The 13,936-nt window shown below is 66.2% G+C and carries 12 protein-coding genes; 10 read left to right on the top strand and 2 right to left on the bottom strand.

Annotated elements, in window-relative coordinates; genetic code table 11:
- Positions 1 to 18: 18 nt before the first annotated feature.
- The 5 genes from AC59JP_RS21165 (at position 19) to AC59JP_RS21145 (ending at position 6,045) form a co-directional block, all read left to right on the top strand.
- Positions 19 to 1,416, top strand: coding sequence for a xylulokinase (locus AC59JP_RS21165; protein WP_497327800.1), 1,398 nt, complete (start codon positions 19 to 21; stop codon positions 1,414 to 1,416).
- A 112-nt stretch (positions 1,417 to 1,528) separates the two neighbouring features.
- Positions 1,529 to 2,650, top strand: a complete 1,122-nt coding sequence (locus AC59JP_RS21160) for a sugar ABC transporter substrate-binding protein (protein ID WP_497327799.1) — start codon at positions 1,529 to 1,531, stop codon at positions 2,648 to 2,650.
- A 7-nt stretch (positions 2,651 to 2,657) separates the two neighbouring features.
- The gene (locus tag AC59JP_RS21155; protein WP_497327798.1) at positions 2,658 to 3,437 is read left to right on the top strand and encodes an ATP-binding cassette domain-containing protein; all 780 of its coding nucleotides are present in this window, start codon (positions 2,658 to 2,660) and stop codon (positions 3,435 to 3,437) included.
- Positions 3,434 to 4,882, top strand: coding sequence for a sugar ABC transporter permease (locus tag AC59JP_RS21150; RefSeq protein ID WP_497327797.1), 1,449 nt, complete (start codon positions 3,434 to 3,436; stop codon positions 4,880 to 4,882). Before AC59JP_RS21155 ends, AC59JP_RS21150 begins: the two co-directional genes overlap by 4 nt.
- Complete coding sequence (locus tag AC59JP_RS21145) at positions 4,879 to 6,045, top strand: ROK family transcriptional regulator (protein WP_497327796.1); 1,167 nt, start codon at positions 4,879 to 4,881, stop codon at positions 6,043 to 6,045. The genes AC59JP_RS21150 and AC59JP_RS21145 overlap by 4 nt, the downstream gene beginning before the upstream one ends.
- A 23-nt stretch (positions 6,046 to 6,068) precedes the next feature.
- On the opposite strand, the gene AC59JP_RS21140 is transcribed toward AC59JP_RS21145, so the two are convergent.
- Both AC59JP_RS21140 and AC59JP_RS21135 read right to left on the bottom strand, forming a co-directional pair.
- Positions 6,069 to 7,535: a mannitol dehydrogenase family protein gene (locus tag AC59JP_RS21140; protein WP_497327795.1), complete on the bottom strand. Its 1,467-nt coding sequence runs from the start codon at positions 7,533 to 7,535 to the stop codon at positions 6,069 to 6,071.
- Complete coding sequence (locus AC59JP_RS21135) at positions 7,532 to 8,554, bottom strand: NAD(P)-dependent alcohol dehydrogenase (RefSeq protein ID WP_497327794.1); 1,023 nt, start codon at positions 8,552 to 8,554, stop codon at positions 7,532 to 7,534. Before AC59JP_RS21135 ends, AC59JP_RS21140 begins: the two co-directional genes overlap by 4 nt.
- Before the next feature lie 105 nt (positions 8,555 to 8,659).
- Between AC59JP_RS21135 and AC59JP_RS21130 the strand changes: the two genes are divergently transcribed.
- The 5 genes from AC59JP_RS21130 to AC59JP_RS21110 are packed head-to-tail and all read left to right on the top strand — an operon-like array spanning position 8,660 to position 13,923.
- Positions 8,660 to 9,643 carry a sugar-binding transcriptional regulator gene (locus AC59JP_RS21130; RefSeq protein ID WP_497327793.1) on the top strand — a complete coding sequence of 328 codons (984 nt, stop codon included), beginning with the start codon at positions 8,660 to 8,662 and terminating at the stop codon, positions 9,641 to 9,643.
- Positions 9,640 to 10,980 (top strand): ABC transporter substrate-binding protein, encoded by a 1,341-nt coding sequence (locus tag AC59JP_RS21125; protein ID WP_497327792.1) that lies wholly within the window; start codon positions 9,640 to 9,642, stop codon positions 10,978 to 10,980. The genes AC59JP_RS21130 and AC59JP_RS21125 overlap by 4 nt, the downstream gene beginning before the upstream one ends.
- Positions 10,977 to 11,927 carry a carbohydrate ABC transporter permease gene (locus AC59JP_RS21120; RefSeq protein WP_497327791.1) on the top strand — a complete coding sequence of 317 codons (951 nt, stop codon included), beginning with the start codon at positions 10,977 to 10,979 and terminating at the stop codon, positions 11,925 to 11,927. Before AC59JP_RS21125 ends, AC59JP_RS21120 begins: the two co-directional genes overlap by 4 nt.
- Positions 11,927 to 12,808 carry a carbohydrate ABC transporter permease gene (locus AC59JP_RS21115; protein ID WP_497327790.1) on the top strand — a complete coding sequence of 294 codons (882 nt, stop codon included), beginning with the start codon at positions 11,927 to 11,929 and terminating at the stop codon, positions 12,806 to 12,808. The genes AC59JP_RS21120 and AC59JP_RS21115 overlap by 1 nt, the downstream gene beginning before the upstream one ends.
- An 8-nt stretch (positions 12,809 to 12,816) precedes the next feature.
- Positions 12,817 to 13,923, top strand: coding sequence for an ABC transporter ATP-binding protein (locus tag AC59JP_RS21110; protein ID WP_497327789.1), 1,107 nt, complete (start codon positions 12,817 to 12,819; stop codon positions 13,921 to 13,923).
- The last annotated feature ends 13 nt before the right edge of the window (positions 13,924 to 13,936 follow it).

The raw sequence follows: 13,936 nt of genomic DNA, 5'->3' as shown, positions 1-13,936 counted from the left end.
TCACGGTAGCGTGAATGCATGGCGTTGGTGATGGGTGTCGATTCGTCCACCCAATCCTGCAAAGTCGTTGTTCGAGATGCCGATTCCGGTCTTCTGGTTCGAAGTGGCCGAGCGTCGCATCCGGACGGTACCGAGATCGACCCGCAGCGGTGGCTCGACGCTCTGAAAACCGCGATCGACGATGCCGGCGGTATGGACGGCGTCGCGGCGGTGGCCGTGGGAGCTCAGCAACACGGACTTCTCTGCCTCGACGACTCCGGAGCCGTCGTGCGACCGGCATTGCTGTGGAACGACAACCGGTCGTCCTCGTCCGCGGACGACTTGATTTCCGATCTCGGCGGCGCGCAGCAGTGGGCCGACGCGGTGGGCGTCGTTCCGGTCGCGTCCATCACGGCGTCCAAGCTGCGATGGGTGGCGGACAACGAACCGAAGAACGCGGATCGCACTGCGGCGGTGTGCCTTCCGCACGACTTCCTGAGCTGGCACCTCGGCGGCGCGACCGATCTGTCGGCGCTCGCCACCGACCGGGGCGACGCCAGCGGCACGGGCTGGTTCTCGGCGCGCGACAACGAGTATCGCGTCGACCTGCTCGAATTGTCTTCTCGGGGGCGGCGACCCGACCTGCCCCGCGTCGCCGACCCGTCCGAGGCGATCGGCACCACGTCGTCGGGCGCGACGATCGGTCCCGGCACGGGTGACAACGCGGCCGCGGCTCTCGCACTCGGTGCGCGTGAAGGTGATCTGGTGGTGTCCATCGGAACGTCCGGTGTGGTGTCGGCGGTATCGGCGGTGGCGCCGCGCGATGCGTCCGGCCTGGTCGCGGGATTCGCCGACGCAACCGGTCGCCACCTGCCACTTGTGTGCACGCTCAACGCCGCTCGCGTTCTCGACGCGACCGCCCGGCTTCTCGGCGTCGACCACGACGAGCTGTCGCGACTTGCGTTGTCCACTGCCAGTGAGGGATTGGTCATGGTGCCCTACCTCGAGGGCGAGCGCACCCCCAACCGGCCCGAGGCTACCGGCGCGGTGCACGGGCTGCGGCTGAGCACCGCGACACCGGGCCATCTGGCCAGAGCTGCCGTCGAGGGTTTGCTGTGCAGTCTGGCCGACGGCATCGATCATCTCGTCGAGCAGGGTGCGACCGTGCGACGGGTGCTGTTGGTCGGCGGCGGCGCGAAATCCGAGGCCGTTCGCAGACTGGCTCCGGCGGTGTTCGGTGTCCCCGTCGACGTGCCGCCTCCGGGGGAGTACGTGGCCGACGGGGCCGCTCGGCAGGCCGCGTGGGTGGCGTCCGGTAAGGATCAGCCGCCCGACTGGGAGCTCGCCGACGTGCAGCGGTTCGAGGCGGATCCGACGCCGGCGGTGCGGGAGCGCTACGCCGAGGTGCGGGATCTGACGGACGGAATTTCTGGTTAGCCGTACCACTATTTCGAAAAGATGTTGTCCGGATCACATTGCGGGTTATGTTGTCGCTCGCAACTAAAGCCGCCTCGTCGGGGCCGGCTGAACCGGAAGGACATGTCTCGAGATGCAGAACAAGAAGATCGCCGTCGCCGTGGCCGGTGTGGGACTCATGCTCGCCGTCAGTGCGTGCGGCAGCAACAGCAGTGGCGGCGGCAGCGGATCGTCCGACAGCGGCGGCAGCAGCAACGGCGGAACCAAAGTCGGCGTCATCCTGCCCGACACCAAGTCGTCCGCACGGTACGAGTCCCAGGACCGCCCGCTTCTGCAGAAGGCGCTGTCCGACGCCGGCCTGGACCCGATCATCCAGAACGCCGAGGGTGACACCACCAAGTTCTCCTCCATCGCCGACTCGATGATCAGCCAGGGCGCCAAGGTGATCCTGATGAGCAACCTGTCGTCCGAATCCGGTGCGGCAGTGCAGAAGAAGGCCAAGGAAGCCGGCGTCGCCACCATCGACTACGACCGCCTCACCCTCGGCGGCTCGGCCGACTACTACGTCTCCTTCGACTCGACGACGGTCGGAAATCTGCAGGGACAGGGTCTCGTCGACTGTGTCGGCGACATGCCCGGAGCCCAGATCATCCAGATCGACGGTTCGCCCACCGACAACAACGCGACCCTCTTCAAGGCCGGTGCACTGCAGGTGCTCCAGCCGAAGTACGACTCGGGCGCACTGCGTCTCGTCGGCGACCAGGCAATTCCCGAGTGGGACAACCAGGTCGGCGGCACCACCTTCGAGCAGCTGCTCACCGCCAACGGAGGCAAGGTCGACGGCGTTCTCGCCGCGAACGACGGTCTCGCCGGCGCGGTCATCACGGTGCTGCAGAAGAACGGTCTCAACGGCCAGGTTCCCGTCACGGGACAGGACGCCACCGAGGACGGCCTCAAGGCAGTGCTCCGCGGCGATCAGTGCATGACCGTGTTCAAGGACGTCGCGCAGGAAGCAGCGGCTGCCGCCGAACTCGCGATCGATCTCGCCAAGGGTGACACCTCGGCTGCCGACGCCAAAGCGTCTGCCACGTCCGAAGATCCGACCGGCAACCGCCAGGTCAAGTCCGTGCTCCTCACCCCGGTCACCATCACCAAGGACAACGTCAAGGTGGCAGTGGACGGCGGTGCGGTGTCGGCGAGCGATCTCTGCGCGGGTGACATGGCTGCGGCATGCGCCACCGCCGGCATCTCCTGATCCGCCGATGACGGAAACGATCCTGCAACTGCGGGGAATCAACAAGAGTTTCGGGCCGGTGCACGTGCTGCACGACGTCGACCTCACCATCAAAGCAGGTGAGGTGACGGCGCTCGTCGGTGACAACGGCGCCGGCAAGTCGACGCTCGTCAAGTGCATCGCCGGCATCCACAGCACGGACTCCGGCGAGACGCTCTTCGCCGACAAGCCCGTCACCGTGGGCAGCCCGAAAGATGCTGCGGCGCTGGGTATCGAGGTCGTGTACCAGGACCTCGCGCTGTGCGACAACCTCGACATCGTGCAGAACATGTTCCTCGGCCGTGAGCGCACGTCCAAGGGCCTGCTCGACGAGGGATCGATGGAGCAGGCGGCGCGGGACACCCTCGCGTCGCTGTCGGTGCGGACGGTCAAGTCCGTCCGCACACCCGTCGCCGCTTTGTCCGGTGGACAGCGGCAGACGGTGGCCATCGCGAAATCCGTTCTGTGGCAGAGCAAGGTGGTGCTGCTCGACGAGCCGACCGCCGCGCTCGGTGTCGCCCAGACGAGGCAGGTGCTCGATCTCGTTCGGCGCCTTGCCGATTCCGGTGTCGGCGTGCTGCTCATCAGCCACAACATGAACGACGTCAAGGAGGTCTCCGACTCGGTGGCCGCACTCTTCCTGGGCCGCATGGCCGCTCAGGTGCGTGCGGAGGACGTGAGCGTCGGCCAGATCGTCGAACTCATCACCACCGGTCGGTCCGGCGACATCGGGCTGGCCAAGGCAGAAGCGAAAGCGGTGACCATATGACGGCCGAGGTGGGAACGACCGACGATTCCGGCCGGCCTCCGGCCTCCCCGCAGGGCCAGGCAGGCAGCGACTTCTCGATCGACACCAAGCAGCAGTCCTTCTCGGGAGCGGGCCGTGATTATGTGGCCCGCTTGCGGGGCGGTGAGCTGGGTGCGCTGCCGGCGCTGGCCGGTCTCGTCGTTCTTCTCATCGTGTTCACGGCGCTGTCCGATCAGTTCCTCACGCTGAACAACCTGTCCAACCTGCTCACGCAGGGTGCGGCCACTGCGCTCATCGGCATGGGACTGGTGTTCGTTCTCCTCCTCGGGGAGATCGACCTGTCGGCCGGTACCGGGTCTGGTGTCGCGGCGGCTGTTCTCGCGCTGCACTACACGCAGGGCGGAAATCTGCTGGGCGGCATGGGAACCGGCGTCTTCGTCGTGTTCTGCATCGTGCTGCTCCTCGGTGGTGTGCTGGCGGCGATCACCAAGCTGTGGGCGGGCACCGCGCTCGCGGCGATCGCTCTGCTCATCGCCCTGATCGGCGTACCGGCCAATCCGTGGATCGAGATCCTTCTCGCGGTGTGCGTCGGCGGCACCATCGGATGTCTCACCGGCTTCCTCGTGTCCCGCGTCGGCATTCCGTCGTTCGTCGTGACACTGGCACTGTTCCTCGCGTGGGGTGGCGTCGTTCTCCAGCTGATCGGTGAGGGCGGCACTCTCGGCCTCTCCGACAACACGGTCCTGTTCGCGATCGCGAACCGCAGCCTGCCGGTATGGGCCAGCTGGGTGTTGTTCGCCGTCGTGGTCGGTGGCTATGCCGTGGTGAATCTCGCCCGGCAGCGAAGCCGAATCAGCAAGGGCCTGATCGCACCTCCCACCGCGCTGCTCGCGCTCAAGATCGGAGCCCTCGTGGTCTTCGGCGCGCTGGCAACGTGGGCGATGACGGTGAACCGGAGCCCGAACCCGGCTCTGCTCACCATCTCCGGCATCCCGTACGTGGTTCCGATCGTCGTCGCGATTCTGGTGGTCGCAACGTTCGTTCTGGACCGCACCTCGTACGGGCGGCACGTCTATTCGGTGGGTGGCAACGCGGAAGCCTCTCGCCGAGCCGGTATCGACGTGCGGCGTATTCGGATGAGCGTCTTCATCGTCTCGTCGACCATCGCGGCGGTGGGAGCCATCGTCGCCGCCTCGAAGGTGGGTTCGGTGGATCCGCAAGCGGGAGGCGGCAATACGCTGCTCTTCGCCGTGGGCGCCGCCGTGATCGGTGGAACGTCGCTGTTCGGTGGACGCGGGCGAGTCCGGGACGCGGTGATCGGCGCTGCCGTCATCGCGATCATCGACAACGGGCTCAGGCTGCAAGGGCAGTCGGCAGCGGTGGTCTCCATCGTCACCGGACTGGTGCTGCTGCTCGCCGCCAGTGTGGACGCTCTGTCGCGTCGCAGGTCACCTGTTGCACGATGAGTCCGCGACGAGTTGCCCGCGAGGACACGGGAACTCGACCCGACGGAATCCGTCGCGCCAACCGGACTGCCGTGTTGCGGAGCCTTCACCTCGGCGGTGAACGCACCCGTACCGACCTGGCGGATCGGTTGGAGCTCAACCGGAGCACGATCAAGGCCGTCGTCGACGAACTCGTCGGCGACGGCCTCGTGTCCGAGAACCCCGATTCCAGCGGGGGTACCGCCGGCCGTCCGTCGTTGGTCGTGGCCCCGGTCCCGTCGTCGGTGTGGGTGGTGGCGGTCGACGCCGCCATCGACTGGTTGACGGTAGCCGCCGTCGGGCTCGGCGGTTCCGTTCTGGCGGAGGAACGCGTCGAACCTCCCGTGGGAGAGTTCGATCCGCAGGTGCTGGTGCGACTTCTGGGTGACGCCGTCACCGATCTCGGCGGGAGATTCGACCGTCCGCCGAGTGCAGTGGGCGTGGCCGTTCCCGGCCTGGTGCGCTCGTCCGACAACCTGGTGCGCTCGGCACCGAATCTCGGATGGGTCGACGTACCCCTCGGCGAGATGCTTGCGACCGAGACCGGGATCGATGTGTTCGTGGGCAACGAGTCCAATCTGGGCGCCCTCGCCGAGCACGTCCGCGGCGCCGCGCAGGACGTCGACGACGTGGTCTACTTGATGGCCGACGTGGGTGTCGGCGGCGGAGTCATCAGCGGCGGAGTCACCGTGGTCGGCGCCGGCGGATACGCAGTCGAACTGGGCCACACGGGAATCAACGGTCGACGCCGCTGCGGTTGTGGGTCGCTCGGCTGCTGGGAAACCGAGGTGGGGCGCTTCGCCATGCAGCGCGCCGTCGGCCTCCCGGAAGACGCCACCATCGACGAGTTGTGCGAACGGCTGAGAGCCTGCACTCCCGGCGACCCCGTGCTGGACGAGTACGTCGAGTGGCTTGCGCTGGGCCTGCGCAACGTCGTCGCGATGTTCGACCCACGCGTCGTCGTGTTCGGAGGCCTCTTCGCCGATCTGCTTCCCGCGGTGCAGGATCGTCTCACGACGGCGTTGAGCGAGTCACTCGTGGTGCGGCAGTTCGGCGTACACCTGCGTCATGCGGCGCTGGGGTCGAGGGCCTCGCTGGTGGGGGCGGCCGAAGTCGCCTTCGCGACGGTGTTGGACCGGGTGTGAGGGCGAGGTGTGTAGGCGGGGCCCTACCGTCCCTCCATCAGCCCCTCCAACGTCGCCCGCGCCCCACGCGTGTGCAGCGACTCGAGCATTGCGGAGTACGCCTCCACGAACCGCGCGTCGTCCGCCAGGTCTCCGAAAAGCCTCCGGTTCTCGACGAAGGCAGTGCCGCCCTCACGGGCCAGCGGGACCAGGGACTCCTTCAACTGATCCACGATCTCGATCGGCTGACCGTCCTCGTCCGTGCCCTCCGCGTACCGGGCCCAGGATGCGACGACGGCCGCGGACAGGGTGACCGGTCGATCGGCGGCGAGGTTCGACGTGATCACCGGGACCAGCCACGTCGGGATGCGGTCGGAGGATTCCGCGCACAGCCGCGCCACCGTGTCGCGGATCTCGGGATTGGAAAAGCGTTCCACCAGAGTGTGTTTGTACTCGGTCAGGTCGATGCCGGGGACGGGTTGGAGGGTGGGCGTGGCCTCGTCGTCCATGTAGGCGAGGAGGAAGCGCTGCCACAGGGGATCCTGTGCCACCTCGTGGACCAAGCGATATCCGGCGAGGTAGCCGAAGTAGCAGAGGGCCTGGTGGCTTGCGTTCAGGAGCCTGAGCTTCATGAGTTCGTACGGGGTGACGTCGTCGACGAGCTGCACACCGACGTCCTCGAATGGGGGCCGTCCCATCGAAAAGCTGTCCTCGAGAACCCATTGTGTGAATGGCTCGCCTGCGACGGGCCAGCCGTCGTCGATGCCGAAGCGCTCGCCGATCTGCTCCACGACGTCGGGCGTGGTGGCCGGGGTGATGCGGTCCACCATCGAATTGGGAAAGCGCACATGATCTTCCATCCACTGCGCCAGATCGGGATCCTTCAGGCGGGCAAAGGCGGTGAACGTGGACCGGGCCATGTGGCCGTTCTCGGGGATGTTGTCGCACGACATCACGGTGAACGGTTCGATGCCCCGCTCGCGCCGCCGCGCCAACGCCTCCACGACGAGACCGAAAGTCGTCGAGGGGAGTGCGCCCGGCTCGAGATCCCGCTGCACAGCGGGATTGGCGGCGTCGAACTCACCGGTGGTCGGGGAGAAGTTGTATCCGCCCTCGGTCACCGTCAACGAGACGATGCGGGTGGTCTCGGCAGCGAGCCTCTCGACCACGGCATCCGGATCGTCGGGTGCGAAGAGGTACTCCACGATGGACCCGATGACGCGCGTGTCCCAGGTTCCGTCGGCGTGCTTCAGAGCGAGGGTGTAGAGGCAGTCCTGAGAGTCCATGACCTCCTTCATCTTCCGGTCGCCGGGCAGAACTCCGACGCCGCAGATTCCCCACTCGGTTCCCTTTCCTTCGGTCAGCAGGCGGTCGACGTACATGGCTTGGTGCGCCCGGTGGAAACCGCCGACACCGAAGTGGACGATCCCGGCGGTGACCGTCGACCGGTCGTAGGTGGGTACGGCCACCGACGGGTCGATACTCGCCAGCGCCGCCGCATCGAGTTTCACGAGTGGTCCTCCTGTGTCGGGGTGAGGGTGACGACGGCCTTGATGCTGCCCGGTTCGCGGTCGGCGTTCAGCGCCTTCTCCACGTCGGCCAGGGCGAATCGAGCGGTCACCATGGAGTCCAGATCGACTGCGCCGCTACGCACCAGCGACAGCGCGGCCGGCCAGGTGTTGGCGTAGCGAAAGACGCCGGTCAGCACCAGCTCTCGGTTCTGAATGGTGGAGACCGGCAGCGAATACTCGTCGCCGCCCATCCCGACGAGCACGACGGTGCCGGCGGGGGCCACGGCGTGGATGCCGTCGACGACGGCGCGCGGGGCGCCCGACGCGTCGACGAACGCGTCGACACGCAGCGATCGAACGTCCTCTGCGGCAGGGTCGACGACGCGAGTAGCGCCGAACTTCAGTGCGTTGGCGCGCCGACCTTCCGCGATGTCGGACACGATCACCTCGGTTGCACCGAACGCGCGGGCGACCTGTGCGGTGACGAGGCCGACAGGTCCGGCGCCGGCGATCAGGACCGAGGAGCCGCCGCTGATCCGCGCTTTCCGGGCAGACGCAATTCCGACCGACAGTGGCTCGAACAGCGCGGCGGCGTCGTCGGAAATGTCGTCGGAGACGGTGTGCGCGAACGAGGATTGGATGCGCACGTACTCGCACAGCGCTCCGTCGATGGGCGGCGTCGCGTAGAACTCCATGTGCGGGCAGAGGTTGTAGAGGCCGCGCCGGGACTCGTCGCTCGTGGGGTCGGGGCGCTGGGGCTCGATCGAGACCCGCTGTCCGACGCGGTCGGGTGAGACGTCGTCACCGACGGCCACGATCACCCCGGACGCCTCGTGCCCCAACACGATCGGCTTCTCGACGACGAAGTCGCCGATCCGGCCCTCGCGGTAGTAATGCGCGTCCGATCCGCAGACGCCCACCGACGCAACGCGGACCAGGACTTCGTCGGGCGCCGGGGTGGGGACGGGCCGCTCCTGCACCTCGATGACGCCGGGCCTGGTCAGCACGCTGGCTCGCATGGACTGGGGGACTTTCCCAGAAACTGTTGTGTGGATCACACCTGAATGTTAGCTTAGTGAGCAGATGAACACCACGTGAGCATTTGCTCACACCAGGAGGCGGAGATGACCGGAGTCGCGATCAACACCGACGACCTTCGCCTCGCCCTGCGCGCCGCCACGATGTACCACCTCGACGGAGCAACCCAGGCCGAGATCGCCGCGAAGCTCGGCGTCTCCCGCCCGACCGCCGGCCGATTGGTCGCCCGTGCCCGCGCACAAGGGTTGGTACGCATCGAGGTTCGTGTCCCCGAGGCATTGGCCGGGTCCGTCTACCCCGACATCGAACGCTCCATCGAGCAGAAGTACGGCATCGACGAGGTCCTGGTCGTGAACAGCAACGTCGACGACAACGACGGCCGCTACGACGCACTGGGCCGCGCCGCAGCGTCGGTTCTCGTGCGACGGACCCAGCCGGGCGCCACCGTCGGATTCACGTGGGGCCCCGAGACTGTCGCCGTCGCGCAGGGTCTCGCGGGCCGCACCGGCCGGTGCGCGCGGGTGGTGCAGATGGACGGCTCGATGAGTGCCGCATCGGACTACCAGACCGGTGTCGACTACGTACTCGGGCAGTGCGCCGAGCAGATGCAGGCCTCCACCATGCGCCTCAACGCGCCCCTCTACGCCGACCCCGCCACCGTGACTGCGCTGCAGCGGGATTCGGTGATGTCCAAGGCTCTGGATGCGGGGCGCACCGCCGACGTCATGTTCTTCGGACTCGGCCCGGTGTCCACGTCGACCACGCTGTTCGAAGGCAGCTTCATCGACTCGGACGTTCTGAGCGAACTCGACGAACTCGGAGCCGTCGGAGAAGTGGGTGGACGGTTCTTCACCCGCGACGGCAGGGACGTCGGCGGGTCGTTGCCGGCGCGCACGCTCTCGGTCCCGTTGGGCGACATCAGAGCCTGCGCTCACACGATTCTCATCTCGGGTGGGGCGCGAAAACACGAGGCCATCCTCGGTGCGCTCCGCGGCGGTCTGGCCAAGGTCCTCGTGACCGACATCGCCTGTGCACACATGCTCGAGGACAGTTGGAAGGAAACGGTATGAAGAAACTGATAGCGCTGGTCGCGGCGACGGCTCTCGTCGCGACAGGGTGCGCGGGAGCCGGGTCGTTCGGAGGTGAGAGCGGGGGCAAGACCATCACCGTTGCCATCGTGTCGAATTCGCAGATGGCGGACGCGATTTCGCTCTCACCCGAGTTCGAGGCCGAGAACCCCGGCATCAATCTCAAGTTCGTGTCGCTCTCGGAGAACGAGGCCCGCGCCAAGATCACCGCATCGGTGGCCACCGGTGGCGGCGAGTTCGACGTGGTGATGATCAGCAACTTCGAGACCCCGCAGTGGGCCGAGAACGGTTGGCTCACCAATCTGTCCGAGTACGCCGACGCCACACCGGGATACGACGAGAACGACTTCATCCCGACGCTGAAGGAGTCGTTGTCCTACGAGGGCAGCATGTACTCGGTGCCGTTCTACGGCGAGTCGTCGTTCCTGATGTACCGCAAGGACCTCATGGAGGCGGCCGGTATCACCATGCCGGCCGAACCCACCTGGGATCAGGTCGCCGACGCTGCCGCCAAGCTCGATCAGCCCGGCATGTCGGGCATCTGTCTGCGCGGCAAGCCCGGTTGGGGTGAGGTTCTCGCCCCCCTCGACACGGTCATCAACGCCTTCGGCGGCCGGTGGTACGACGAGAACTGGAACGCGCAGCTCACCAGTCCCGAAGTGGTGAAGGCCGTTCAGTTCTACGTCGACCTCGTGCGCACCCACGGACAGGCCGGCGCGGCGACGAGCGGCTTCAGCGAGTGCGGAACGCAGTTGGCGCAGGGGCAGACGGCCATGTGGTACGACGCCACCTCGGCGGTGTCGGTGCTCGAAGACCCCACGTCCAGCACCGTCGTAGGCAAGATCGGCTACGCAAAGGCACCCTCGGCGGCCAAGGGCGACAACGGCTGGCTCTACTCGTGGGCACTCGGCATTCCGAAGACCTCCGAGAACCCGGACGACGCATGGAAGTTCGTCTCGTGGATGACGAACAAGGAGTACCTGAAGAAGGTCGGTACCGAGCTCGGATGGTCACGCGTTCCTCCGGGAAGTCGCCTGTCCACCTACGAGATTCCCGAGTACAAGGAAGCCTCGGCGGCCTTCGGTCAGGTGACCCTCGATTCGATCGACAGTGCCGACCCGAACAAACCCACCGTGCAACCGGTGCCGTACACGGGCGTGCAGTTCCTGACCATTCCCGAGTTCCAGGACCTGGGAACACGAGTCAGTCAACAGATCAGTGCCGCGGTGGCAGGGCAGAAGAGCGTCCAGGACGCGCTGGAACAAGCGCAGCAATACGCCGAAGTGGTCGGTAAGACCTACCAGGAGGGCCAGGGATGACCACGACCGAAGTCGAATCGGCACAGGCCGATTCGCAGCGATTCGAACCGCGTCCGCGGACGATCTCGAAAGCGGAAGGGTGGCGCCGCCGCGGGCCGCTGCTGCCGGCCATGGTCTTCGCGATCATCGTCACCCAGGTTCCGTTCCTGTTCACGCTGTACTACTCGACGCAGTCCTGGAACCTCGTGCGCCCCGGCTCCCGACAGTTCAACTGGCTCAACAACTACGTGGACGTGTTCCGGGACAGCCAGTTCCGTCAGGTCGCGTTCAACACGGTGATCATGATCGTCGGCACGGTCATCATCTCGGTGGTGCTCGGCCTGCTGCTCGCGCTGCTGCTGGACCGGAAATTCATCGGCCGCAGCCTGGTTCGCACGCTGCTGATCACCCCGTTCCTGATCACCCCCGTCGCCGGCGCTCTGATCTGGAAGACCACGATGTTCGATCCGGTCTTCGGGTTGATCAACTTCGTGCTCGGCCCGTTCGGAGTGGACCAGATCGACTGGGTGTCACGCTTTCCGCTCGCCTCGGTGATGGTGAACCTGATCTGGCAGTGGACGCCGTTCATGATGCTGCTGATCCTCGCGGGACTGCAGTCGATGCCCAAGGACATCGCCGAAGCAGCCCGCGTGGACGGGGCGGGACCGTTCGAGCTCTTCCGTGAACTCACCCTGCCGCATCTGCGCCGCTTCATCGAGCTCGGCGCGGTACTCGGTGCGATCTACCTGATCAACACCTTCGACGCCGTCTACATGATGACGTCCGGTGGACCGGGCGTCGCGTCGTCGAACCTGCCCTTCTACATCTACCAACGTGCCTTCCTGGGATTCGACATCGGGCAGGCAGCGGCCATGGGCGTCGTCACCGTGGTCGCCACCATCATCGTCAGCACCCTGGCGCTGAGACTGATCTTCAAGAGCTTCAGCGGAACCGAGGAGGCTGCGTGATGAGTACCGCTACCGACAGGCGAACGACGGAAAAGGGCAAGGACACAGCCGTTCCCCTGAAGCGGAAGGGCAAGTGGGGGACCGGGTCGATCTGGTCGGTCGTGGCCTGGGTTGCCGGCATCGTGTTCTTCTTCCCGGTGCTGTGGATGGTGATCACCGGCTTCAAGCAGGAAGCCGACGCCTACACGGCCACGCCCAAGATCTTCTTCGCCCCCACGCTCGACCAGTACCGCGGTGTGCTGGACAGCGGCATCGGAACCACGCTGCTGAACTCCGCGTTCGCGACGATCGTCTCGACGGCTCTCGTTCTGCTGCTGGGTGTTCCGGCCGCGTTCGCGCTCTCGCTGCGCCCCGTCAAGAAGACCCAGGACGTCCTGTTCTTCTTCATCTCGACCAAGATGCTGCCGGTCGTGGCGGCCATCGTGCCGCTGTACGTCATCGTCGGCGACATCGGAATGCTCGACAACATCTGGACCCTGGTGATCCTCTACACAGCGATGAATCTGCCGATCGCGGTGTGGATGATGCGCTCGTTCTTCCTCGAAGTGCCGAGCGAACTGCTCGAAGCAGCGAGCATGGACGGTGCGTCGCTGTGGACGTCGGTGCGCGAGGTCATCCTGCCTCTCGTCTCGCCCGGCATCGCGGCGACCTCGCTCATCTGCGTGATCTTCTCGTGGAACGAGTTCTTCTTCGCCGTCAACCTCACTGCTGTTCAGGCTCAGACCATTCCGGTGTACCTCGTCGGCTTCATCACCGGTCAGGGTCTGTACTGGGCCCAGCTCTCCGCCGCTGCGACGTTCGCAGCCCTCCCCGTCGTCCTCGCCGGATGGTTTGCGCAGAACAAGCTCGTGCGCGGCCTGTCCTTCGGCGCCATCAAATAGGAGAAATCATGGCTGCAATCGCGTACAAGCAAGCATCGTGCATCTACGAGGGCGCTGACAAGCTCGCCGTCGACTCGCTCGATCTCGACATCCAGGACGGCGAGTTCATCGTCCTGGTCGGACCGTCCGGGTCCGGCAAGTCCACCGCCCTCCGGATGCTGGCCGGACTCGAGGAGATCGACGGCGGCGCAATCGAAATCGGCGGCAAGAACATGGTCGGCGTGCCCTCGAAGGACCGCGACATTGCGATGGTCTTCCAGAACTACGCGCTCTACCCCAACAAGACCGTCGGGGAGAACATGGGATTCGCGCTCAAGATGCGTGGGGTCAGCCTCGAGAAGCGTCAGGCCCGCGTGGCGGAGGCCGCCCGGCTGCTCGACCTCACCGAGTACCTCGACCGCAAGCCCGGCAAGCTCTCCGGTGGACAGCGTCAGCGAGTTGCCATGGGGCGCGCCATCGTTCGTGAACCGCAGGTCTTCTGCATGGACGAGCCGCTGTCGAACCTCGACGCCAAGCTACGTGTGCAGACGCGTACGCAGATCGCGGCTTTGCAGCGCCGGCTCGGCACCACGACGGTCTACGTCACGCACGATCAGGTCGAGGCGATGACCATGGGTGATCGAGTGGCGATCCTCAAAGACGGCAAGCTGCAGCAGTTCGCGGCGCCCACCGAGCTGTACGACCACCCGGTCAACGCATTCGTCGCCGGCTTCATCGGCTCGCCCGCGATGAATCTGTTCACGGTGCCGGTGGTCTCGGGCGGGGTGAAGATCGGCAACTCCACCCTTCCGCTCGAACGCGCGCAGCTGACGGCGCTGGCGTCGACCGGTGTCGACACCGTGACGGTCGGTTTGCGACCCGAGCAGCTCGCCATCGGTGAGTCGACCGGTGACGGCCTGTCGGTGGTCGTCGACCTCGTGGAAGAGCTGGGCAACGAGTCCTACCTGTACGCGCACTTCGCTTCCGGAGACATCCGCGGCCTGGACGGAACGCCCGCGTCCATCGTCGCTCGCTCTCCGCATCGCGCGCCGGCCCGTATCGGGGATACGATCACCCTGAACAAGCGGGACGGGCAGGTGTACCTGTTCCACCCCGAGACCGGCGCAAAGATCTAGCGCCCCCCGAACT

The organism is Rhodococcus sp. 320_ES (genome assembly GCF_059691855.1).
The sequence above is the reverse complement of the archived record's forward strand: the minus strand, read 5'-3'. Positions and strand labels throughout refer to the sequence as shown.